The organism is Pseudomonas sp. lyk4-R2A-8 (genome assembly GCF_030209095.1).
GTDB classification, from domain to species: domain Bacteria; phylum Pseudomonadota; class Gammaproteobacteria; order Pseudomonadales; family Pseudomonadaceae; genus Aquipseudomonas; species Aquipseudomonas quebecensis.
In genome coordinates this window covers 132,168-155,863 of the sequence record NZ_JARVSS010000015.1, presented here as the reverse complement: position 1 = coordinate 155,863, position 23,696 = coordinate 132,168, and the positions used below count along the sequence as shown (strand labels likewise).

Genomic DNA, 23,696 nt, shown 5'->3' with positions numbered 1-23,696 from the left:
TGTCGGCGCTGGAAGCAACCATTGAAGATTTTGCTGGATATTTGTACAGGTGATTTGGCGCTGGCCCCGGATGCCGTTCCGCGCCTAGACTTTGCCGATCTTCAGCACAGGAACAGCTCGTGACCTCCATTTTCTGGTACGACTATGAAACGACCGGCATCAACCCGCGCAGCGATCGCCCTCTTCAGGTAGCTGGCATTCGTACCGATCTCGAACTCAACGAAATCGGCACCCCGGTCAACCTCTACTGCCAGCCTGCCGACGATATCCTGCCTCACCCCGCCGCCTGTGCGATTACCGGCATCACCCCGGCGACCCTGGCCGAAAAAGGCCTGGCCGAAGCCGATTTCATGACGCGCGTGCATGCCGAGCTGGCGGCCCCTGGCACGTGCGGCGCCGGCTACAACACGCTGCGATTCGATGACGAAATGACGCGTTACAGTTTGTATCGCAATTTTTTTGACCCGTACGCCCGAGAGTGGCAAGGCGGCAACAGCCGTTGGGACCTGATTGATGTGGTACGCACCGCTTACGCGCTGCGCCCGCAGGGTATCCAGTGGCCGCAGCAGGACGGGCGCGTCACGCTCAAGCTGGAACGCCTGACAGCGGCCAATGGTATCGACCATGGCCAGGCCCACGATGCATTGTCCGATGTGCGCGCGACGATTGCCCTGGCCCGGTTGGTTCGCGAGAAACAGCCCAAGCTCTACGAGTGGCTGTTTCAACTGCGCAGCAAACAGCGGGTAATGGACCAGGTGCGCCTGCTGCAACCCATGGTGCATATCTCCGGGCGTTTTTCCGCCGAACGCCATTACCTGGGCGTTGTACTGCCGCTGGCCTGGCACCCGCGCAACCGCAATGCGCTGATTGTCTGCGACCTTGGGCTGGACCCGCAGGGCTTGCTTGACACAGATGCCGAGACCTTGCGCCGGCGCCTCTATACACGCCGCGATGACTTGGCTGACGGGGAGCTGGCGGTGCCGCTCAAGCTGGTGCATATCAACCGCTGCCCGGTGGTTGCGCCCTTGAACGTGCTGAGGCCCGAAGACCGTGAGCGCCTGCATTTGGACATGGCGCTGTTGCAGGCGCGGGCGCTGCGGCTAACTGACGCACAGCAAGTGTGGCGCGATAAGTTGGCCATCATTTATGCCGAGGAAGATTTTGCAGCGAGTGCGGACCCCGAACAGCAGCTCTATGACGGCTTTATCGGCGACCGTGATAGACGCTTGTGCGAACAAGTCCGCCTGGCGGAACCTGCGCAATTAGCACGTCAGCAATGGCCTTTTGATGATGAACGTTTACCTGAACTATTGTTTCGCTACCGTGCACGTAACTTCCCCGATACGTTGAACAGCGAGGAGCTACAACGCTGGAAACTTTTCTGTCAGCAACGTTTGTCGGACCCTGAATGGGGTGCACCGAATACCTTTGAATCATTTAAGCAGGCCCGGCAGGAATTAACGCTTAGTGCGACACCGTTTCAGCTGCAGGTACTGGCACACTGGCAGGACTATGTTGACGCTTTAGCGACGCGTATGACCCTGTAATCGAATATTCAGAATAGAGCGAGCAATAAAAAACGCCAGCAAGCTGGCGTTTTTAATGTGTCGCGTATCAGGCGCGGGCCTGGTCAAGCTCAGCCCAGCAAGGTCGACCAGCTTTCAACCACATCGCCGCCCCACTTGGCTTTCCACTCTTTCAGGGTTTTGTGATTGCCACCTTTGGTTTCAATCACTTCGCCGTTGTGCGGGTTCTTGTACTGCTTGACCTTGCGAGCACGCTTGGTGCCGGTAGTTTTCACAGCGCCGCGAGGTGCTTTAACTTTCGACTCTGGATCCAGCAGCGCGATGATGTCACGCAGGGACTTGGAGTACTCACCCATCAGGGTGCGCAATTTGCCTTCGAATTCCAGCTCGGTTTTCAGCTTGTCGTCTTGCGACAGATTCTTCAAACGGGCTTGCAGCTCTTTGATAGCTTCTTCGGTGGCACGGTATTCGTTGATCAGGGACATGTGGACTACCTTATGTAGAGCGCTGATTGACAGGGATAGTGGCCCAATAATAGTCAGGCGGTTTGCCCAAGTAAACATTTAAGAATGCAATTATGTGAATTACGTTGAATGTTTTTAGAAAAGCGCTGCAAACGAGTTAATTACAATGACGTAGCGCGAAACATCATCTGCGTGAATTTTATCGAGACGCCTGCGATAAAAACCGCTGATTGATATAAGCAGGTAAAACCTTAGGCTCCTAGGGGGCAAGGCCGGGGCCGGCGAGCGGAATAAGCGTTAACGAATACTGCAGTTTTGCTGCGCAATCGCTAGAATGGCGGCCTTTGCGAAGTTCTGGAGTTCCCCCCTAATGCGCACTTTTCGGCTGGTGATTGCTTGCCCGGACCGGGTCGGCATCGTTGCCAAAGTCAGTAACTTTCTGGCCTCCCACAATGGTTGGATCACCGAGGCGAGCCATCACTCGGACAACCTCAGCGGTTGGTTCTTCATGCGTCACGAAATCCGTGCCGATACGCTGCCCTTTGGTCTTGAGGCGTTCCGCGAGGCGTTTGCGCCGATCGCTGAAGAGTTCTCCATGACCTGGCAGATCACCGATACCGAGCAGAAAAAACGCGTGGTATTGATGGCCAGCCGCGAGTCCCACTGCCTGGCGGACCTGCTGCACCGCTGGCACAGCGATGAACTGGACTGCGAAATTGCCTGTGTGATTTCCAACCATGACGACCTGCGCAGCATGGTCGAGTGGCATGGCATTCCTTACTATCATGTGCCGGTCAATCCGCAGGACAAGGAGCCGGCATTCGCCGAGGTGTCGCGCCTGGTCAAGCACCATGAGGCCGACGTGGTCGTCCTGGCGCGCTACATGCAGATCCTGCCACCGGAGCTGTGCCGCGAGTACGCCGGCAAAGTCATTAATATTCACCACAGCTTCCTGCCGTCGTTCGTCGGTGCCAAGCCTTACCACCAGGCTTCCCTGCGTGGCGTGAAGCTGATCGGCGCGACGTGTCACTACGTCACCGAGGAATTGGACGCCGGTCCGATCATCGAGCAGGACGTGGTTCGCGTCAGCCATAGCGACAGCATTGAAGACATGGTGCGTTTCGGCCGTGATGTGGAAAAGATGGTGCTGGCGCGTGGCCTGCGTTACCACCTGGAAGACCGCGTCCTGGTGCACGGCAACAAAACGGTTGTGTTCTGATCCAAGCCCGAGGGCCCGTGGTGGTAATCGCCATGGGCCCTTTCTCACCTGTCTGCCATGGAGCATCGAGCATGAGCGACCCACTGGAAAAAGCCACGTCCAAGGCGCCCGCTACTGTGGGCGAGGGGTGTCTGAGTCGCTATGACCCGGATGCGCTGGACGCCGAGGATGGTACTGACTTTCCGGGCGCGGCCCGGTTGTGGGAACAGTTGCAGGCACCGGACGCGCCGCCGGCGCCTTCTGAAAAAGACGCTTGAGCAGCGGCTTGCCGACCATGAGCAAAAACACCGGCCCACCGGCCACCAGATAGAAGTAATAGGTCACCGCGCGCCAGATCAGAATCGCCGCTGCAGCGGTAGATTTGCCCACCATTGGCGCCAGCAATGCCGCTGACGTCAGTTCCGCGGCGCCCGCCCCGCCCGGCAACAGGCTGAATTGCCCCGCCGTGAGCGAGAGCATCTGGATCAAAAAACTCCAGGCCCAACGCACATCCCCACCCAACCCGCGCAATGCCAGGTAGAGCACGCTGTAGCGTAGGAGCCAATGCAGACTTGTCAGCGCAAACACGCCGATCAGAGTCAGCCAGGGCAATTTCAGCGTGTCGGAAAATGCCGCGATAAAATGCAGCAATCGGCGCGCCCAACGTCGGCGAGTGCTGGCACTGACGCGCAGGTACTTGAGCAATCGTCCCGTCAGGCGTATCACCCGGCGGTGCGAACGCACCAGCAACAGGCCGCTGCATAACCCGCCCAGCATCGTCGCCGCGCTCAACCCCAACAGCCATTCCAGGCGCGGATTGAGCGTGTGAAACACAGCCCACACGGCGATCCCCGTCAGGGCGCACAGAAAGAACAACAGGTCACTCAACTGATCCATGGCAAATACCGCACTGCCATGAGCCGGACGTATACCGTTGCGTGCCAGCAGGGCCATCAGGGTAAGCGGGCCGCCGCTGCCGGCAGGCGTGGCGCACAGCGCAAACTCGGTGGACATCACCACGCTGAGACTGCCCAGACGACTGAGCCGGCTCCTGTGCTCGCCCAGCAACAGGCGCAGACGCAGGCTGTTGATGATCCAGCATGCAATGATCATGGCAAGCATCAGCCACAAGAGCAGGGGTGGGAATTGCAGCAGGCGTGTGGCGGTCTCGCTGCCGCCGAGCCATACCGGAATCGCCAGGGCGACCAGCAATGCCAGCAGCATCCAGAGCAGGCGGCTCATGCCTGCGACGCCAGCCAGGCCATTTTAGTCATTGGCGTACGGCCGGCCTCCAACAGGCGCCGCAGGGTTTGCAGCCAATAGTGGCGGGAGAATTCATGGCGCATATCCACCGGGTGCAGCCCCAGGCGAATGACCGGGGCGGTTCGCCACTGCCGTTCGCGCCGATCGCTGAGGACTTTGGACACGCCGCGACGCCAGGGGCTGCGGGCGCTCCAGACCAGGCCCGGGGCATCCACAGCGGTGAAGTCGGGAAGCCGGTAAAGATGCTGCGGGTCGCTGGTGTAGGAGAGCGGCAGTTGGCGCAAGGCATCCCGGGTGCCTTGGCTCATCAGCCAGGCCGGGGCGACAAAACCGTGCAACGGCCAGTCATTGCGCCGGAATACCTCGACACCCTGGTGCAAGCGTTGCAGTGCCTGGTCCTGGGACAGTTGGTAGAACTCGCCCTCATGGGTGTAGAGGCGGCGCATAAACCAATCTTTGGGCGTGCGCGGCGCGGGTTGGTCATCGCTGTGGTAGTAGCCGTGCAGTACCAGTTCATCGCCACATGTCACGCGGATGTCGAGCAAACGACGAAACTCAGCGTGATCGCCGAGAGCGCCGCCATGATGGAAGTCCGGCACTACCAGCCATGTGATGGGGACGCCGCCCAAGGCGTCCACCGCTTCGACAAAAGGGCGGTAGTCGACCCAGGTTTGTGGGGCCACATCGTGCAATACCAGCACTACCGAGCGCTCAGCCATGGGCAAGCATCGGGCTGTGGGTGCCGAGCACCGCGTGGTAATGCCCGAGCAGGCTGTCGACCACTGTGTCCCAGGCGTAATGCTGTTCAACATGGCGCCGGGCCTGTGCGCCAAGGCGAACAGGGTTACGGTCGAACAACGTACGCACCGCTTCGGCCATCGCCCTCGGATCGTTGGGCGTGCACAGCTGGCCGCATTGCTCGTGCACTATTTCCGTGAAGGCACCGGCGGCCACGGCAACGACCGGTATGGCGCAGGCCATGGCTTCAAGGATGACCAGCCCGAAGGTCTCCTGGTCGCCGCCATGCAGCAGGGCATCGGCACTGGCCATCAGGCGCGCCACCTGCGCGGCGGGCTGGAAACCATCGACCACGGTGACGTTGTCCGGCACGTTGGCGGGCATGCCGGAGCCCACCAGCAGCAGGTGATAGCGCTCGCCGAGGCGCTTCATGCATTTAAGCAGCACCGGCAGGTTTTTTTCCTTGGAGCCGCGGCCGGCGAAGATCAGCAGCCGCGTGTCTTGGTCGATCCCCAGTTCAGCGCGAAGCCCCGGGTCGCGTGCATCCGGGTTGAACGTGTGCAAATCCACGCCCAGCGGCTGGACGAAGACGTTCTTTACCCCAAGCCCGGTAAGCTTATCGGCCATCACCTGGCTGGGTGCCAGGACCCGATCAAAATTCCCATAGAGTTTGCTGACATAGGCTTCAACGTTCGGCGTAAACCACGGGCCCATGCGGTTGCTCACCAACAGCGGTAGGTCGGAATGATAAAAGCCGATGACGGGCACATCCAGCGAGCGCCTGGCATCCAGCGCGGCCCAGGCGGTCAGGTAAGGGTCACCTACCTCGATCAGATCAGGCTGTAAATCGTGCAGGACATTTCGCCATGGTGCCAGCCGCAGTGGGAACCGATAACCCTTGCCAAAGGGCAGGGCGGGTGCAGGCACCTTGTACACCCCGTCCTGCTCGCTCAAGTGCGCGCCGGGAATCAACAGGCTGTGGCGAATGCCGGGCTTGAGCGCCAGGCGCCGGTGTTTCGCATCCAGGTAAGTGCGTACGCCGCCACTGGCCGGGGCGTAGAACATGGTTATGTCAGCGATATGCACGATGAACATTCCTCCTTCCAAGCTCTCCTTTACGTGGACCTTAGGCAAGGATAGATGTTCGGTCGGGATGCGAGTGCGCTGTGCGAGTGGAGGGGCGCGGGCCGGCCCGCCCCCCTACGCGCTGTGTTCTGTCAGATGCGGAAGCTGCCCACCAGTTGCTTCAGGCGTGCGGCCTGTTGCTCCAGGTCGGCGCAGGCGCGCAGTGTCGACTGCAGGTTCTCTACGCCTTCCTGGTTGAGGGTGTTGATCTCGGTGATGTCCATGTTGATCGACTCCACCACCGAGGTCTGTTCCTCGGTAGCGGTGGCGACCGATTGGTTCATGCCGTCGATCTCGCCGATACGCTGGGTCACGCTGTTGAGGCGCTCGCCGGCCAGGTTGGCGATTTCCACGCTGTCATGGCTGTGGCGCTGGCTCTCGCTCATGGTGCTTACCGAGTCGCGCGCGCCAACCTGCAGTTCTTCGATCATGGTCTGCACCTGCTGCGCCGACTCCTGGGTGCGGTGGGCCAGGTTGCGCACTTCGTCGGCCACCACTGCAAACCCGCGCCCGGCCTCGCCGGCACGGGCCGCTTCGATAGCCGCGTTGAGCGCCAGCAGGTTGGTCTGCTGGGAAATACTGGTGATCACTTCCAGAATCTGGCCAATATTCACGGTTTTGCTGTTAAGTGCTTCGATATTGCTGCTCGATGCGCTGATCATCTTGGAAAGATCGGTCATGGCCTTGATATTGCGTTCCACCACCTGCTGCCCGTCCTCGGCCAACTGTCGCGCGTCGCTGGCTTGATTGGATGCCTGCGCCGCGTTACGGGCGATTTCCTGTGCCGCGGCGCCCAGTTGATTGATCGCGGCGGCCACGCTGTTGGTGCGATTGGCTTGTTCGTCGGAATTGACCATCGACGAGTTGGAGGCGCTGACAACCCGCAGCGCCACTTCATTGACGTGTTCGGTCGCCGAGGACACTTCGCGAATGGATGTGTGAATCCGCTCCACGAAGCGGTTGAAGGCGTTACCGAGGGTGCCGAACTCATCGTGGTTTTGAATGGTCAGGCGGCGCGTCAGGTCGCCCTCGCCGTCGGCGATGTCCTGCATCGCACGGGTCATCAGGTGCAGCGGTTGCAGCAGCACGCGGATCAGCATGCCCAGCAGGGCGATAATGATGACCACCGCAATGATCGTGGCGATTACCGCAGAGGTGCGGAATTCGCTGAGCATGGCGAAAGATTTGTCTTTATCTACCGAAATACCCAAGTACCAATTCACCGACGGCAAGCCTTTGATAGGGGTGAAGGTGACGATATTGTCTTTGCCGTTGGCTTGAACTTCGCTGAAATCGCCGCTGATCTTCGGTGTGTTTTTCGGATACACATCGGCCAGGGTCTTCATTACCAGGGTTTTGTCCGGGTGCACCAACACCTTACCGTCGGCGCTGACCAGGAAGGCATAGCCCATGCCGCCGAAGTCCAGCGCGCCGATGGTATCCACCAGGGTTTGCAGGCTCAGGTCGCCGCCAACCACGCCGATGCTTTGGCTGCCCTTGCTGCTGGGGGTGGCGATGGAAATGATCAATTGCCCGGTGGCCGCGTCGATATAAGGCTCGGTCAGGGTTGAACCGTTGCTGCTTTGCGCGCCCTTGTACCAGGGGCGCACACGCGGGTCGAAGCCCTCCGGCATCTTGGTGTCGGGGCGGATGGTGAACGCGCCCTGGCTGTCGCCCACGTAGGTGGCCATGAAGGATGACGTCAGCGCTTTTTGTTCCAGCAGGCTGGCTACCACAGTCGGTTGCGGATTGATCGCGATGTTCTGGGCGGCGTTTTCTACCAGGGCAATCCGGCCGGACAGCCAGGTTTGAATATTGCCGGCGGTGACATCGCCCATTTCATGCAGGTAGTTATTCAGATCGTCGCGAATGGCGTTGCGCTGCAAATAGTCGTTATACAGCGTGAATAACGCAAAGGCGGCGATGACGATAAGGGAGGCTGCAAGCAGGATTTTGTGGCTGAAACGCAGATTTTTATTCATGGCTTGTAGGGTCCGCTAAGGTCTTAATATCCAAAGCGCGTCCTTGTAGGATGCGCGAAATGACAGTGCGAAAAAAGGTGTGCTATTTGTAGTCGCAGTTCCGTGGTCCCTGTGGGAACTATCTGACCTATTTTTCGACTTTATGGGTCTCACTCTGTCTGTATCGACCTTGGCGCATTAAAGATTAACCATGGGTGACGAAATGCCTGATTCCACGCAACTCCTTATCGGCGCAGACCTTGCCGGCGAGCCTATCGCCCAGGCCATGCGCCTGGCCAATCGTCACGGGCTGATTGCCGGCGCTACCGGCACGGGCAAGACCGTCACGCTGCAACGTCTGGCCGAGGCATTCAGTGATGCTGGCGTGGCGGTGTTCGCCGCGGACATCAAGGGCGACCTGTGCGGCCTGGGCGCGGCGGCCACCCCTCAAGGCAAAGTGGCCGAGCGTATCGCCGGCATGCCCTTCCTTAATTACACCGCCAAGGCTTATCCGGTAACGCTGTGGGATATTCACGGCCAGTCCGGTCATCCGTTGCGCACCACCATCAGCGAGATGGGCCCATTGTTGCTCGGCAGCCTGCTGGAACTGACCGACAGCCAGCAATCGGCGCTGTACGCCGCCTTCAAAGTGGCGGACCGCGAAGGCTTGCTGCTGCTGGATCTGAAGGACCTCAAGGCATTGCTCAACCACCTGCACTATCACCCGCAGTTGTTGGGCGAGGATGCCGCACTGCTGACCACCGGCTCCAGTCAGGCCTTGCTCAGGCGTCTGGCGGTGCTCGAACAGCAGGGCGCCGAAGCGTTATTCGGCGAACCGGCGTTACAGCTTGAGGATATCCTGCAGCCCAACGCGGACGGGCGCGGACGCATCCATCTGCTGGACGCCAGCCGCCTGGTGCATGAGGCGCCAAAGGTCTATGCAACGTTCCTGTTATGGCTGCTGGCCGAATTGTTCGAGCAACTGCCGGAGCGCGGCGATGCGGAAAAACCGCTGCTGGCGTTGTTTTTTGATGAGGCGCATTTGTTATTCGCCGATACGCCCAAGGCTTTGCAAGAGCGCCTGGAGCAGGTGGTGCGGTTGATTCGCTCCAAGGGTGTCGGGGTGTATTTCGTCACGCAATCTCCGGGCGATCTGCCCGACAACGTCCTGGCCCAGCTGGGCCTGCGCATTCAGCATGGCCTGCGGGCGTTCACCACCAAAGAGCAGAAGTCCCTGCGGGCCGTCGCGGAGGGGTTCCGGCCCAACCCGGCATTTGATGCCTTGTCGGTATTGACCGAACTGGGCACCGGTGAGGCGTTAGTAGGAACACTGCAGGAAAAAGGCACGCCGGAAGTCGTCCAACGCGTGTTGGTAGCACCGCCGCAATCGCGCATAGGGCCGCTCAGCCAGACGGAGCGCGCGGCATTGGTGGCGGCTTCGCCGCTGCAGGGGCGCTATGAAAAACCGATTGATCGGGAGTCGGCCTACGAAGTGCTGATGGCGCGCAAGGCCTTAGGCCCGACTGAAGAAACCGCGCCGACCGCCGAAGAGCCGAGCTTCACCGACCGGGCCGGGGCGTTTCTCGGGACGGCAGCGGGCAAGGCACTCAAATCAGCCATGCAGCAAGCGGCCAATCAGATGGGGCGGCAACTGGTGCGCGGGCTGCTTGGCTCATTGCTGGGGGGCAGCAAGCGCAAATAGGCGCTCAGGCTTTGGGCCGCGCGTGCGCGGCCAGCCGCTCGAGCGCCGTGCGCAACGCCGGATCGCGGATGCCGTCGGCCGTGGCTTGAATGGTTTCGGCGGCGTTCGTCGACAGGTCCAGCGTATGTCCGGCAGTGCCTGGGTGAACCGTTGGCGGCTGTACCTTGAACTGGATACGCGTGAGGTTGGCGAACTCATCGAACGCCATTAATTGGCGCAGCAGGCGTTTGTGCTGATAGCGCAGGCGGGTGGCCCAGTGGCCGTCGGTGACAATCAGCAGCAAGTTGCCTTCGCGCCACGAGGCTACATGGCAATGCTCGCGCGCCGCCGGTTGCAGCTGGCTTTCGAGCAGACGCTGCAAATGACCCAGGCGCTGCGCATGACCAAAGATCGCTCGCAACGGCTTGGCTTCGCGAAGCAACACGCCGGGCGCGCGGGCGGTAACAGGGCGAAATGCCATGATCGGACACCTTAAGTAACAGAGCCGCCATGTTAGCAGAAAGCGTCGGCCCGCCCTCAGGGCTTGCATCAACGGCAGTTTGCTTGTGAAATCAATTGTTAACTTCTGCCCTTCATGGGTTGAAGTTCGCGCAAAAGCCCTTATTTTAAACGAGCCCTCTCACCGCCCCATGCCTGCATCGGGGAACAACGCCACTTTCCTCACCCACGATTCCGGGTAGAATGCGCGTTCGCATGCGGCCGTGAGGGCTGCTCGGGCCACTGACGGTGCGCCCTCCATCCCTATGTGTGGAAGAACCTGCCGATATGTTTGCGCCTTTGTTAAAGAAACTTTTTGGAAGCAAGAATGAGCGCGAAGTCAAACGCATGCTCAAGACGGTGCAGCTGGTCAATGCCTTCGAAGAGCAGATGGTTGCCCTTTCGGACGAGCAATTGCGCGCCAAGACCCAAGAGTTCAAGGCCCGCATAGCCAAAGGTGAAACCCTCGACAAACTGCTGCCAGAAGCCTTTGCGGTAGCCCGTGAAGCCGGTAAGCGCGTCATGGGCATGCGCCACTTCGACGTGCAGTTGATCGGTGGCATGACCTTGCATGAAGGCATGATCGCTGAAATGCGTACCGGTGAAGGCAAGACCCTGGTAGCGACCCTGGGCGTTTATCTCAACGCGCTGTCCGGCAAGGGCGTGCACGTTGTGACGGTGAACGACTACCTGGCTCGCCGGGACGCCAACTGGATGCGCCCGCTGTATGAATTCCTCGGCCTGACCGTCGGCGTTGTGACCCCGTTCCAGCCGCCGGAAGAGAAACGCGCCGCCTACGCCGCCGACATCACCTACGGCACCAACAACGAATTCGGTTTCGACTACCTGCGCGACAACATGGCGTTCAGCATGGAAGAAAAATTCCAGCGTGAACTCAACTTTGCCGTGATCGACGAAGTCGACTCCATCCTCATCGACGAAGCCCGTACCCCGCTGATCATCTCCGGCCAGGCTGAAGACAGCTCGCGCCTGTACACCGAGATCAACAAGTTGATCCCGCGCCTGGAGCAGCACATCGAAGAAGTGGAAGGCGTGGTGACCAAAGAAGGTCACTTCACCATCGACGAGAAGACCCGCCAGGTCGAGCTCAACGAAGCCGGTCACCAGTTCGTCGAAGACATGCTGACCCAGATCGGCCTGCTGGCCGAAGGCGAGAGCCTGTACTCGGCGCATAACCTGGGCCTGCTGACCCACGTCTATGCCGGCCTGCGTGCCCACAAGCTGTTCCACCGCAACGTGGAGTACATCGTGCAGGACGGCCAGGTGGTACTGGTTGACGAACACACCGGCCGTACCATGCCGGGCCGTCGTCTGTCCGAAGGCCTGCACCAGGCGATCGAAGCCAAGGAAATGCTCGACATCCAGGCGGAAAGCCAGACGTTGGCGTCCACCACGTTCCAGAACTACTTCCGTCTGTACAACAAGCTGTCCGGCATGACCGGTACGGCGGACACCGAAGCGTTCGAATTCCACCAGATCTACGGTCTGTCGGTGGTGGTTATCCCGCCGAACAAACCACTGGCGCGTAAGGACTACAACGACCTGGTGTTCCTGACCGCCGAAGAGAAATACGCGGCGATCATCAACGACATCAAGGACGGCATGGCCAAGGGCCGCCCGATCCTGGTGGGTACCGCCACCATCGAGACTTCCGAGCATGTGTCCAACCTGCTCAACAAGGAAGGCATCGAGCACAAGGTACTCAACGCCAAGTTCCACGAAAAAGAAGCCGAGATCATCGCCCAGGCCGGTCGCCCAGGCGCGCTGACCATCGCCACCAACATGGCCGGTCGTGGTACCGACATCCTTCTGGGCGGCAACTGGGAAGTGGAAGTCGCGTCCCTGGACAACCCGACGCCTGAGCAGATCGCCCAGATCAAGGCTGACTGGCAGAAGCGTCACCAGGCGGTGCTGGAGTCCGGCGGCCTGCAGGTGATCGCGTCCGAACGTCATGAATCGCGCCGTATCGACAACCAGTTGCGTGGTCGCGCCGGTCGTCAGGGTGACGCCGGTTCCAGCCGCTTCTACCTGTCCCTGGAAGACAGCCTGATGCGCATCTTCGCCTCGGATCGGGTGAAGAACTTCATGAAAGCCTTGGGCATGCAGTCCGGTGAAGCGATCGAGCACCGCATGGTGACCAACGCCATCGAGAAGGCCCAGCGCAAGGTTGAAGGCCGCAACTTCGATATCCGTAAGCAACTGCTCGAGTTCGACGACGTCAACAACGAACAGCGTAAAGTGATCTATCACATGCGTAACACGTTGCTGGCCGCTGACAACATCGGTGAGACCATCGCCGACTTCCGTCAGGACGTGCTCAACGCCACCGTCAGCGCGCACATTCCGCCACAATCGCTGCCTGAGCAGTGGGATGTGGCCGGCCTGGAAGCCGCGCTGAAGAGCGATTTCGGCGTTGACCTGCCGGTCCAGCAGTGGCTCGACGAAGACGACCACCTGTACGAAGAAACCCTGCGCGAAAAACTGATGGCCGAACTGCTGGCCGCGTACAACGAGAAAGAAGAGCAGGCGAGTGCCGAAGCCCTGCGCACCTTCGAGAAGCAAATCGTACTGCGCGTGCTGGACGACCTGTGGAAAGACCACCTGTCGACCATGGACCACCTGCGTCACGGTATCCACCTGCGTGGCTACGCCCAGAAGAATCCGAAGCAGGAGTACAAGCGCGAGTCGTTCACGCTGTTCTCCGAGTTGCTGGATTCGATCAAGCGCGATTCGATCCGCGTGTTGTCCCACGTCCAGGTGCGTCGCGAAGACCCGATCGAGGAAGAAGCTCGCCTGCGCCAGGAGGCCGAAGCGCTGGCCGCACGCATGCAGTTCCAGCACGACGAAGCGCCGGGCCTGGATCAGCCGGAAGCACTGGGCGAAGAGGTCGATGTGGCCTTGGCGCAAACACCGGTTCGCAATGACCAGAAACTGGGCCGCAACGAGCTGTGCTATTGCGGTTCAGGCAAGAAATTCAAACACTGCCACGGCCAGATCGAATAAGATTTTCGCCTGACGCTGCAACACCCCGCGCCGCGACCGGCCTTTGCCGTCGCGGCGTTTTGCCATTAATTCCCACCGTCGATAGCGACGGCACAGACATCATCTCATTTTAAGGAGCGCATTCATGGCTGTTGGTCTTGGTCCTTTGCCCACATTGCACCCGGTTGCCGGTTTTGAACTCGGCATCGCTTCGGCCGGTATCAAGCGCCCAGGCCGCAAGGATGTGGTGGTGATGCGCTGTGCCGAAGGCTCGACCGTAGCGGGCGTATTCACCCTCAATGCCTTTTGCGCCGCGCCGGTGATCCTGGCCAAGCAACGCGTTGCCGGGCCGATTCGTTACCTGCTGACCAACACCGGCAATGCCAACGCCGGCACTGGCGAGCCGGGCCTGGTGGCTGCCGCGCGAACCTGCGCCAAACTGGCTCAGCTGGCCGGCGTGGACGCCAGCCAGGTGCTGCCGTACTCCACCGGTGTGATCGGCGAGCCACTGCCGGTGGACAAAATCGAAGGCGCCCTGCAGGCCGCGCTGGATGATCTGTCTGTGGATAACTGGGCCGCGGCCGCCACCGGCATCATGACCACCGATACCCTGCCCAAAGGCGCCAGCCGTCAGTTTGTGCACGACGGCGTGACCGTGACCGTGACCGGCATCAGCAAGGGCGCGGGCATGATCCGTCCGAACATGGCGACCATGCTGGGCTACATCGCCACCGACGCCAAGGTGTCGCGCAGCGTGCTGCAGAACCTGATGCTGGACGGCGCCAACAAGTCGTTCAACCGCATCACCATCGATGGCGACACTTCAACCAACGATTGCTGCATGCTGATCGCCACCGGTCAGGCTGACCTGCCGGAGATCACCGAGGCCAGCGGCGCTTATTTCGCCGCTCTCAAGCAAGCGGTGTTTGAGGTATGCATGGAGGTGGCCCAAGCCATCGTGCGTGACGGCGAAGGCGCTACCAAGTTCGTCACCGTGCAAGTCAACGGCGGCGCAAACCACCAGGAATGCCTGGATGTCGGCTACACCGTGGCCCATTCGCCGCTGATCAAGACCGCGCTGTTCGCCTCGGACCCGAACTGGGGCCGTATCCTGGCTGCTGTCGGGCGTGCCGGAGTACCGGACCTGGACGTGAGCAAGATCGATGTGTTCCTCGGTCAAGTGTGCATTGCCAGCCGTGGCGCCCGCGCCGAAAGCTACACCGAAGCCCAGGGCTCGGCGGTGATGCAGCAGGAAGAAATCACGATCCGCATCGAGCTGGGTCGCGGCGATTGCAGCGAAACCATCTGGACCACCGATTTGTCCCACGAGTACGTGAAGATCAATGCGGAATACCGCACCTGATAGCCGGAGGAAACGCACGGTGAAACGAGTGCATGTAGCAGCAGCGGTGATCCGCGGTGGCGATGGCAGGATCCTGCTGGCGCGCCGCGCCGACACCCAACACCAGGGCGGCCTCTGGGAGTTTCCCGGGGGCAAGGTGGAGGCCGATGAGTCGGTCGCTGCCGCGTTGTCCCGCGAGTTGCAGGAGGAGCTGGGCATCCAGGTCACCACGGCGCGACCGCTGATCAACGTGCGGCATGACTACCCGGATAAACAGGTGTTATTGGATGTCTGGGAGGTTTCGGCCTTCACCGGTGAGCCCCACGGCGCCGAAGGGCAACCGTTGCAATGGGTGGCGCCGCGGGATCTGTCCAACTATGAGTTCCCCGCGGCCAATGCGCCGATTGTGGCTGCCGCGCGCTTGCCGGCCGAGTACCTGATCACTCCAGGGGACCTGGACGCTGCGCCGCTGTTGCGCGGTCTTCAGAAAGCCATTGCGGGTGGGATCAAACTGGTGCAGTTGCGCGCGCCCAACGGTTACGACCCCAAATACCGCGACCTGGCGGTGGATGCGGTGGGGCTGTGCGCCGGCAAGGCACACTTGATGCTCAAAGGGCCGTTCGAGTGGCTCGGGGATTTTCCTTCCGCCGGTTGGCATATGACCTCGGCCCAACTGCGCAAGTACGCCAGCAAGGGCCGTCCGTTGCCGAAGGATCGCTGGTTGGCGGCTTCGTGCCACAGCGCCGAAGAACTGGCGTTGGCCGAATTGATGGACGTGGATTTTGTCACCCTGTCACCGGTGCAGCCCACGCAGACACATCCCGACGCGCAGCCGTTGGGTTGGGAGCAGGCGTCGGAGTTGATCCACGGGTTTAACAAGCCGGTATTTTTGCTGGGTGGGGTCGGGCCTGCGGAGCGGGAGCGAGCTTGGGAAACCGGTGCCCAGGGTGTGGCGGGTATCAGGGCGTTCTGGCCGCAGGTTTGAGGTTGCTCTGGCGGGCCTTATCGGGGGCAAGCCCCCTCCCACATTGGAATGTATTCACAGATCAAAGGTGGGAGGGGGCTTGCCCCCGATTGGGCCCTCCAAGTCACCGAGTCATGATCAGTGGGGCTTCGCCGCAGCCTGCCACAAAACCTCCGCGACACCCTGGCGCCTGGCGATCACCCGCGCCGCCACAAACAGCAAATCCGATAGACGATTGATATACGCCAACCCCACACCTTCCAGCGGCTCGACAGCATTCAGGTGCTGACAGCGTCGCTCGGCACTGCGCGCCAGGCTGCGGCACACATGGGCCTGGGCAATCAGCGCAGAGCCGCCCGGCAGGATGAAATTCTCCAGCGGCCCGACTTCCTCGTTCCAGCGATCGATGGCCGCTTCCAGGCGATCCACTTCCGCCGCATTCAGCGCCTTGTACACCGGCATCGCCAACTCGCCACCCAGGTCGAACAGTCGGTGCTGGCACGGCGCGAGCACTTCGATCACATCATTGAGCGCCGGGTGCTGCCCACTCTGTTCTTCAAGGCCAGCCAGCAGTAAGCCAAGTTGACTGTTCAGCGCGTCGACCTCGCCAATGGCTTCCACGCGAGGGTGGTCCTTGGGCACGCGGCGGCCGTCGCCCAGGCCGGTTTCGCCTGTGTCGCCGGTACGGGTGTAGATTTTCGACAGGCGAAAGCCCATGGTCAGTGCTCCAGTTGGGTCAGTTCGTGGGCCGGCAATTGGCTGCCGGCCAAGGGGAGGCGCAGGGTAAAGCAGGTGCCTTGGCCAAGGGTGGAATGCACTTCCATCTGGCCTTTGTGATTGTTGGTGATGATGAAGTACGACACCGACAAGCCGAGTCCGGTGCCCTGGCCGATTTCCTTGGTAGTGAAGAACGGCTCGAAGGTACGTTTGCGCACGCTTTCGCTCATGCCAATGCCGTTGTCCTCCACCTGGATTTCGGCCCAGGGCGGATTCAGGCGAGTGCGCAGGATAATGCGCCCAGGCTCGCGATCGTCTTCACGCAAGTGGATGGCTTGCGCCGCATTCTTCAGCAGGTTGAGCAGCACCTGTTCCAGTTCGTTCGCGGTGCCGGGCACCGGGCCCAGTTGCGGGTCGAACTGGCGGATGATTGCCTGGCCTTTGAAGTCAAAGCCGATGGCCAGGTCGAAGTCGTTGCCGGCGATTTCCACCGCTTGATCGATCAGTGCCGGTAAGTCGCAAGGCGCCATCTGCCGGTTGCTGCGCCGGCTGAAGCTGAGCATATGGGTAACGATCTTCGCCGCCCGCGCCCCGGCTTGCTGGATGCCATCGAGCAATTGCGGCACTTCGCGGCTTTGCAGGTAACGGTTGACCATGGCCAGTTCGATGCCTGCCTGTTCGGCGTGTTCCAGGTTCTTGGGCAAGTCGGGAGACAGACGGCGCCGGATGTTCTGCACGTTATGCAGGATCGCCCCCAGGGGGTTGTTGATCTCGTGGGCCATACCGGCGGCAAGCCCGCCGACGGAAAGCATTTTTTCCGACTGCACCATCATCTCTTCAAGGGACAGGCGCTGGGTGATGTCATCGATACGGATCACCACACCACGTCCGGCGCCGCCGCTCAGTGGATAGAACGTCAAGGCGTAATGCTTGGGCTCGTCGTCCTTGATCCAGGTCACCCGCTCGATGCGCTCCACGGTGTGTTGCTCCACGGTGGCCTTGATCTGCGGCAGGTATGGTTTGAGCGGTTGGAAGGCCAGGTAGATCGGCTGGTTCAAGGCTTCATCCAGGCGCGTACCGGAAAGCGCGCTGGCTTCCTGGTTCCACTGGGTGACGTAGAGCTGTTCGTCCAGGGCAATCAATGCCGAGGGCATCGAGTCGATGATGCTGTTGAGGTAGTTCTGGAACCCGGTGAGTTTTTTCTCGATCTTGCTGCGCACCTGGACTTCCAGTTCCAGTTTGCGGTTGGTATGGCGCGTCTCTTCGGCCAGGCCCTGGGCCTGGTCATAGGCGGCCTGGGAGTCGTCACGTGCGCGCTTGAGTTGCTGTTCGCGCGCTTCGATGCGCGAGAGCATGGTGTTGAACGCTTCGGCCAGGCTGCCGATTTCATCGCGATTGCCACGGCCGGCGCGCAGGGCGTAATTCTCTTCCCGAGTCACTTGTCGCGACAGTTCTTCCAGCTCGTGGATCGGTTTAGTGATCAGGCGTTTGATCTGCCTGGCGATCACCAGCCACAGCAGCACACTGAAAATCAGGATGCCCAGGCTGGCCGTCAGCGTGCCGGTATAAAACGCTACCGGCAGTTCGCTGCTGGCCACTAGCAGCAGATGCCCGGAGGGCTGCCCCGGACGGGGCAAGGTGATCACCTGGTTGCTGCGAAACTCGGTAACGCGCCAGGCTTCAATATGCCGGTAGTTGTCCGGCAGGTGCAGGCGATCACCGTGCTGCATCTGCGCCAGGCGGTTGCCTTCACTGTCGTACAGGGCGGCGGCGCGCAAAGGCGAATAACTGGTCAGTTCATTGAGCAAGGCATCGGCCTTGGCGGGAGAGTCCAGTGCCTCGGCGGCCAGCGCCGGGTTGGACACCAGTCGCCCGATGGCCTGCAGTGCCTGAGGCGCCATGCTTTCCTGGGAGATCCAGTAAGCGGCGCTGATAAAGGTCAGGTTGGCCACCAGCAGGACGGTGGTCAGCAGCACCAGCAGGGCCGCCAGCAGTTTCTGCCCGACCGGTAGGTTTTCTAGACGCTGGCGCAGCGGCATCAGGGTTTTCCCAGGAGAGAGACAGGCGGGCAGGGTAGCGCGTGGTTCAGTCGCGGGGCAATCCGCGCGCGAGCAGCTCGTCGACCAGGCGCACTTGCAACTGTTGCAAATGGGGCAGGTTCAATTGGTGACGAGTTGCCGCGTGGCAAGCATAGCCCAGCAGATAGCTGATTTCGGTGCGCCGGGCGTTGGCGACGTCCTGGTACATGGAGGAGTAATTGGCGGCGGTGGCGTGGATCACCCGTTCCACTTCGTCCTGTAGATCCAGCGCAGCGGCAGGCTGGCCGCAGCATTCCAGCAGCTCGCTCAGTTCCGCGCACAGCGTCGCGACTTCACAGTGATGGTCTTGCAGACCGCCATTGCGGCATTGATACAGCACGGTCAGCGGGTTGATTGCGCAATTGAGCGCCAGCTTGCGCCACAGGCGCGTCAGGATATCGGTGCTCCAGGCGTGGGGGATGCCGGCGGCGTGCAGGTCATCCAGCCACAAGGGCGGCGTTGGATGGGCCGCGTCCCCCAGCCAGGTATAGCCATGGCCGGCGAACACCACGCGCCAGTCGCCCTCGCGGAAGGCGCCCTCGGTGCTGGAAGCAAACAGGCAACGGGCCTGGGTTAGCTGCGCCGCCACGGCGTCCTGGCTGCCCAGGCCATTCTGCAACAGGATCAGCTCGACATTCGGTACCAGGCGCTGCTGCAACTGCGCGATTGCTGCTTCAGCGTCGTAGGCTTTGCACGCCACGAGCAGGCGATGAATCGGTTCCTGGCTGTCGGGTGTTTCGCCAATCACGGGGTAGGTCCGCGTTTCGCCGTGCTCCACCAAGGTCAGTCCACCCGCCGACTGATAGCTGGCCAGGCGTGTCTGGTTGCGCAGGATCAACCTGACCGGCAAGCCGGCGCGCGCCAGTCGTGCAGCCCACAATGTGCCCAGGCTGCCGGCGCCGAGAATATGCCAGGTGGTCGACATCAGTTTGTACTCCGCAGGGTCGCTCACAGTGAATGGGACGAAAGAACCGCTATAATGCCCCGGCATTTTAGCTCGGGCGCGCTCCATCTCTACTGAGCCCGCCCCTTATATTGGAGAAATCACATGCCTTCGTTCGACGTGGTATCTGAACTGGACAAACACGAAGTCACCAACGCCGTCGAGAACGCCGTCAAGGAACTGGACCGTCGCTATGACCTGAAAGGCAAGGGCAGCTTCGAATTCAAGGAAAAGGAACTGACCGTCAACCTGACCGCTGAAGCCGATTTCCAGCTGGAAGCGATGATCGAGATCCTCAAGCTGTCACTCGTCAAGCGCAAGATCGACGCGCAATGCCTGGAAATCAAGGACGCGTACGCCTCCGGCAAGCTGATGAAGCAGGAAGTCATCCTCAAAGAAGGGATCGACAAAGAGCTGGCGAAGAAAATCGTCGCGCATATCAAGGACGCCAAGCTCAAAGTCCAGGCCGCCATCCAGGGCGAGCAGGTACGTGTCACTGGTAAGAAGCGTGACGACCTGCAAGAGGCCATCGCGGCCCTGCGCGCTAAGTCTTTCGATATGCCGCTGCAGTTCAATAACTTCCGCGACTGATCGCCCCAGGGAACCCGAGGGCGTTTTTGACGTCCCACGCCCCAACAATTGCGCCTACTCTTGAGCCCTACGGGGCTCAATTGCTTTAAGCGCCGACCGTCCATACACAGGAGAAAAGAAATGGACTTGAACGCTGAAGTGGATCACTTGATCAAGACCTCCCAGTCCTGGATCCCGATGATCATGGAATACGGCAGCCGGGTTTTGCTCGCCGTCATCACCCTGGCCATCGGCTGGTGGCTGATCAACAAGTTGACCCATCGTGTGGGCCGTCTGCTGGCGATACGCAACGCAGACCTGGCGTTGCAGCATTTCATCACCAGCCTGGCGAACATCATCCTCAAGATCATGCTGGCGATCAGTGTGGCGTCGATGATCGGCGTCGAAACCACATCGTTCGTGGCGGCGATCGCGGGCGCAGGCCTGGCCATTGGCCTGGCGTTGCAAGGCAGCCTGGCGAACTTTGCCGGTGGGGTGCTGATTCTGCTGTTCCGCCCGTTCCGTATCGGCGACTGGATCGAAGCCCAGGGCACCTCGGGCACCGTCGACAGCATTCAGATTTTCCACACGGTGCTGCGTACGGGCGACAACAAGACCGTCATTGTGCCGAACGGCATCCTGTCCAACGGCATCATCACCAATACCAACCGTCAGCCAACCCGCAAGGTGGTGTTCGACGTCGGTGTGGACTATGAAGCCGACCTGCAGAAAGCCCGCGACGTGCTGCTGGAGCTGGCCAAGGACCCACGTGTACTGGAAGATCCCGCCGCCGTGGCCGTGGTTTCGACCTTGGGCGATAGCTCGATCACCGTTTCGCTGCGCTGCTGGACCAAGACGGCGGATTATTGGGACGTGATGTTTATGCTCAATGAATTCGCACGTGACCGTTTGAAAGCGGCGGGGATTGATATTCCATTTCCGCAGCGGGTTATTCGTGTGATGCAGGAAGCAGCGCCGAAGTAATAAAAGAGCCAACGTTTAACTTGGCCATTCGGTCAGGTTAAACGTGTCACCTTAATCTCGTTAGTTAGCTTGCTAGTTATTTTCTGAAGTAATAATTTTGCAATAAAAAAGCCGGCCCTCTGGAAACAGAAGGCCGGCTTTCTATTTTAAGGCCGAGGCCTTAAGTCATCGTTGTAATTAAACCGACAATTACAAGATGTTCAGCGGGTAGTTCGCGATCAGACGCAGCTCGTCGATCGAAGGCGAACCGTAGTAGACGCCATCGCCGGAGCGATAAGTTGCTTGACGCAGACGCAAGCTGAGGTTTTTAGCCGGGCCGCTCTGGACGACGTACTTGGCTTCGATGTCGCGTTCCCACTCTTTGCCGTTCGAGGTCGTGGCGGTGTTGGCGCCGCTGCCGGTCACGTAGCGAGTCATGAAGCTCAGGCCAGGAATGCCGAAGGTGGCCATGTTGATGTCGTAACGTGCCTGGTAGGACTTCTCGCCTTCGGCGTTGAAGTCGGAGCGGGCCACGGAGTTGGCCAGGAAGACCGAGCCGCCGCCGTCTACACCATAGCCGTAGTCGCCGTCGCCGGTGACCTTCTGGGCCGCCAGAGTGAAGGTGTGAGCGCCGATGGTGTACGCACCCTGCAAGCTGAATGCGCGGTTATCGAGCTTGGTTACACCATCTTTCTCGGCACGCTGAAGGCCTGCGCCGTCGCTCTTGGTGTCGTAGATGTTGAAGTCCAGCGCGAAGGACTGGTCATCGCTCAGGGCATGGGTCCAGTTCAGGTTGCTGTAGTACTTGCGGAAGTAGTCTTCAGTCTTCGCGTAGTACAGGCTGCCGGTGACCTCTGGAGTGAACGAGTAGACACCGCCGACAAAGTCGGTCTTGGTCAGGCCCAGGCTGTCATGGTAGGTCTGGTTCTGCGCGACGCTGGAAGTGAAGTGACCGCCTTCCAGTTTCAGGCCCTTGATCTCGTTGCTGGTGATCGAGATGCCCTGTGGCAGCTCAGGCAGCAGACGGCTGTCGTCGGAAGCGAACACCGGCGCGGTGGTGTATTGGTCACCGACTTTGAGGACGGTATTGGAGATACGGAATTTAACAGCGCCGCCGCCTTTCGAGTAGTCATCCTGCGAGCGGCCATCGGAGCCGGTCGGGAACAGGCCGGTACCCGCGCGACCTTTACCGCTGTCGAGCTTGAGGCCCATCAGGCCGATCACGTCAACACCTACGCCGATGGTGCCTTGGGTGAAGCCCGACTCGTACAGTGCGTTGAAGCCCAGGCCGGTTTCTTCGGCGCGGCTCTTGGAGCCAGGGCCCGACGGGTTATTACGGAAGTCGCGGCTGAAGTACAGGGCGCGAGTATTGATGCTGAAAGTGCTGTCTTCAACAAAGCCCTTGGAATCGTCCTGGGCGGACGCCATTGCGAACTGCGAGGTACCGGCTGAAACAGCCAGTGCGATCATGCTCCACTTCATCACGCGCATCGTGATTTGCTCCTTTGGTTTTCGGAAGAGTACTGCCGTCCCACCTGTATTTTTATCTGGGCGGCTCTTTCTTTTTTGTGTCGGCGCAAAGTTATATCACGCGGACTCTATTGACGATACTTACCCATCTTTCCTTTCAGCTTCTTTACGAGGCTGTCGTAAATTGCTAGCTCCATGTCGCAAATTCACAGTCCGGAATGTAACCGGACTGACAACTTCAATACTGTTTCAAAACCTCTTTGAAGGATTGAATGCTTCCCTGCCGTGCATTGAACCGCCGTTGTTTTTATCGCGAAACACCTGCTTCCGAACGGGTGCCGTTGCCGACGATGTGGGTGTGAATGCAACAAGCGTGCTCAAAGCGGTAACCGAATGTCATTTTTTCGTGAAAAAAGTTCCGTTCCTGTAAAAACCGCATAAGCACGGGCTTTTTACGCCCTTTTGTTTGGCCTTGACGGCCGCGTGCTCTGCCTGGTTGGGGTGAGCGCAAAACGCCTGGCCGGATAAAACGTTACCGGTTCACCCCGAAAGTGAGTAATTGGCGGATCCCTTTGAAGCATGAGTGGGTCATTTTGGTGCATCCCGGTGAGGCCCATTCCAGCGTAGCTCAAATATTGGTCTGCATCGAAAGGGTGCGGATTTTCGCTTCGATGCCTCACAGGCTGATCCGCAATGGTCGTGAAGCGACAGGCATTCAAAGGTATGCTGGGGCCCTGAATCTGACTTGCCCAATGGAGTGCCCGCGGTGTTCGCCTTAGATCAACGCCTGCAACAAGACACACTGGTCATCGGGGACTTCCCGCTGTGCCGCCTGCTGCTGTCCAACGACTCGAACTACCCGTGGTTTATCCTGGTCCCGCGCATCAACGGTATCAGCGAGGTGTTTTATCTGGATGTCGCAGATCAACAAAAGCTCTGGGAAGAGACGACCGGTCTGGCGCAGTTGCTAAACGACGGTCTGGGCGCGGATAAAATGAATATCGGCGCGCTGGGCAACGTCGTCAGCCAGTTGCACGTGCATGTGATCGTGCGCAAGCGTGATGACGTCGCGTGGCCTGCGCCGGTATGGGGCAAGCATCCTGCTCGCCCTTATACGCAAGAACAGGTGGCGGCATTGCGTGCGCGTCTGCGCGAGCTGCTACCCGCCGACTTCAATTTTGCCCAGGGCTGA

At 60.2% G+C, this 23,696-nt stretch carries 19 protein-coding genes and 1 pseudogene; 9 read left to right on the top strand and 11 right to left on the bottom strand.

The features are described from left to right. The first annotated feature begins 119 nt into the window (after positions 1-119). Positions 120-1,547: an exodeoxyribonuclease I gene (gene sbcB / locus QRN10_RS16345; RefSeq protein WP_285428713.1), complete on the top strand. Its 1,428-nt coding sequence runs from the start codon at positions 120-122 to the stop codon at positions 1,545-1,547. Between the two features lie 89 nt (positions 1,548-1,636). On the opposite strand, the gene mvaT is transcribed toward sbcB, so the two are convergent. Continuing rightward, positions 1,637-2,011: a histone-like nucleoid-structuring protein MvaT gene (gene mvaT / locus QRN10_RS16340; RefSeq protein ID WP_181079029.1), complete on the bottom strand. Its 375-nt coding sequence runs from the start codon at positions 2,009-2,011 to the stop codon at positions 1,637-1,639. Positions 2,012-2,360: 349 nt separating this feature from the next. Between mvaT and purU the strand changes: the two genes are divergently transcribed. Next, positions 2,361-3,209, top strand: coding sequence for a formyltetrahydrofolate deformylase (gene purU, locus QRN10_RS16335; RefSeq protein ID WP_181079031.1), 849 nt, complete (start codon positions 2,361-2,363; stop codon positions 3,207-3,209). A 111-nt stretch (positions 3,210-3,320) separates the two neighbouring features. On the opposite strand, the gene gpgF is transcribed toward purU, so the two are convergent. The 5 genes and pseudogenes from gpgF to QRN10_RS25350 all read right to left on the bottom strand — a co-directional run. Beyond that, positions 3,321-4,430, bottom strand: coding sequence for a glucosaminyl phosphatidylglycerol flippase (gene gpgF / locus QRN10_RS16330; protein WP_285428712.1), 1,110 nt, complete (start codon positions 4,428-4,430; stop codon positions 3,321-3,323). Then, complete coding sequence (gpgD, locus tag QRN10_RS16325; RefSeq protein ID WP_266246553.1) at positions 4,427-5,170, bottom strand: N-acetylglucosaminyl phosphatidylglycerol deacetylase; 744 nt, start codon at positions 5,168-5,170, stop codon at positions 4,427-4,429. The genes gpgF and gpgD overlap by 4 nt, the downstream gene beginning before the upstream one ends. Continuing rightward, entirely contained in the window at positions 5,163-6,284 is a 1,122-nt protein-coding gene (gene gpgS / locus QRN10_RS16320; protein ID WP_285428711.1) for an N-acetylglucosaminyl phosphatidylglycerol synthase, read from the bottom strand. Before gpgS ends, gpgD begins: the two co-directional genes overlap by 8 nt. A gap of 122 nt (positions 6,285-6,406) precedes the next feature. Further along, a complete protein-coding gene (locus QRN10_RS25355) occupies positions 6,407-7,171 on the bottom strand; it encodes a methyl-accepting chemotaxis protein (protein WP_370694783.1) in 765 nt (254 codons plus the stop codon). 93 nt (positions 7,172-7,264) lie between these two features. Further along, positions 7,265-8,296, bottom strand: a pseudogene (locus QRN10_RS25350) (HAMP domain-containing protein); the annotation flags it as partial. A gap of 202 nt (positions 8,297-8,498) precedes the next feature. Here QRN10_RS25350 and QRN10_RS16310 point away from each other — a divergent pair. After that, positions 8,499-9,977, top strand: a complete 1,479-nt coding sequence (locus tag QRN10_RS16310) for a helicase HerA-like domain-containing protein (protein ID WP_181079041.1) — start codon at positions 8,499-8,501, stop codon at positions 9,975-9,977. Positions 9,978-9,981: 4 nt separating this feature from the next. Here the strand turns inward: QRN10_RS16310 and QRN10_RS16305 are convergent, their stop codons facing one another. Further along, positions 9,982-10,437 carry a DUF721 domain-containing protein gene (locus tag QRN10_RS16305; protein WP_181079042.1) on the bottom strand — a complete coding sequence of 152 codons (456 nt, stop codon included), beginning with the start codon at positions 10,435-10,437 and terminating at the stop codon, positions 9,982-9,984. A gap of 305 nt (positions 10,438-10,742) precedes the next feature. Here QRN10_RS16305 and secA point away from each other — a divergent pair, with 305 nt between their 5' ends. From secA to QRN10_RS16290, 3 genes are all read left to right on the top strand, one after another. Next, on the top strand, positions 10,743-13,478 hold the full coding sequence (gene secA, locus QRN10_RS16300) for a preprotein translocase subunit SecA (protein ID WP_285428710.1): 2,736 nt from the start codon (positions 10,743-10,745) through the stop codon (positions 13,476-13,478). 124 nt (positions 13,479-13,602) lie between these two features. Beyond that, positions 13,603-14,820: a bifunctional glutamate N-acetyltransferase/amino-acid acetyltransferase ArgJ gene (gene argJ / locus QRN10_RS16295; protein ID WP_181079046.1), complete on the top strand. Its 1,218-nt coding sequence runs from the start codon at positions 13,603-13,605 to the stop codon at positions 14,818-14,820. Positions 14,821-14,839: 19 nt separating this feature from the next. Further along, on the top strand, positions 14,840-15,784 hold the full coding sequence (locus QRN10_RS16290) for a Nudix family hydrolase (protein WP_181079048.1): 945 nt from the start codon (positions 14,840-14,842) through the stop codon (positions 15,782-15,784). 117 nt (positions 15,785-15,901) lie between these two features. On the opposite strand, the gene QRN10_RS16285 is transcribed toward QRN10_RS16290, so the two are convergent. The 3 genes from QRN10_RS16285 to QRN10_RS16275 are packed head-to-tail and all read right to left on the bottom strand — an operon-like array spanning position 15,902 to position 19,483. After that, entirely contained in the window at positions 15,902-16,480 is a 579-nt protein-coding gene (locus QRN10_RS16285) for a cob(I)yrinic acid a,c-diamide adenosyltransferase (protein WP_253509155.1), read from the bottom strand. Between the two features lie 2 nt (positions 16,481-16,482). Next, positions 16,483-18,519: a sensor histidine kinase gene (locus tag QRN10_RS16280; RefSeq protein ID WP_181079052.1), complete on the bottom strand. Its 2,037-nt coding sequence runs from the start codon at positions 18,517-18,519 to the stop codon at positions 16,483-16,485. A 46-nt stretch (positions 18,520-18,565) separates the two neighbouring features. Continuing rightward, positions 18,566-19,483: a putative 2-dehydropantoate 2-reductase gene (locus QRN10_RS16275; protein WP_285428709.1), complete on the bottom strand. Its 918-nt coding sequence runs from the start codon at positions 19,481-19,483 to the stop codon at positions 18,566-18,568. 123 nt (positions 19,484-19,606) lie between these two features. Here QRN10_RS16275 and QRN10_RS16270 point away from each other — a divergent pair, with 123 nt between their 5' ends. Both QRN10_RS16270 and QRN10_RS16265 read left to right on the top strand, forming a co-directional pair. After that, complete coding sequence (locus tag QRN10_RS16270; protein ID WP_034100192.1) at positions 19,607-20,092, top strand: YajQ family cyclic di-GMP-binding protein; 486 nt, start codon at positions 19,607-19,609, stop codon at positions 20,090-20,092. 120 nt (positions 20,093-20,212) lie between these two features. Further along, positions 20,213-21,055 carry a mechanosensitive ion channel family protein gene (locus QRN10_RS16265; RefSeq protein ID WP_181079058.1) on the top strand — a complete coding sequence of 281 codons (843 nt, stop codon included), beginning with the start codon at positions 20,213-20,215 and terminating at the stop codon, positions 21,053-21,055. Positions 21,056-21,244: 189 nt separating this feature from the next. On the opposite strand, the gene QRN10_RS16260 is transcribed toward QRN10_RS16265, so the two are convergent. Continuing rightward, positions 21,245-22,525 (bottom strand): OprD family porin, encoded by a 1,281-nt coding sequence (locus tag QRN10_RS16260; protein ID WP_266246549.1) that lies wholly within the window; start codon positions 22,523-22,525, stop codon positions 21,245-21,247. A 745-nt stretch (positions 22,526-23,270) separates the two neighbouring features. Between QRN10_RS16260 and QRN10_RS16255 the strand changes: the two genes are divergently transcribed. Continuing rightward, on the top strand, positions 23,271-23,696 hold the full coding sequence (locus tag QRN10_RS16255; RefSeq protein WP_285428708.1) for an HIT domain-containing protein: 426 nt from the start codon (positions 23,271-23,273) through the stop codon (positions 23,694-23,696).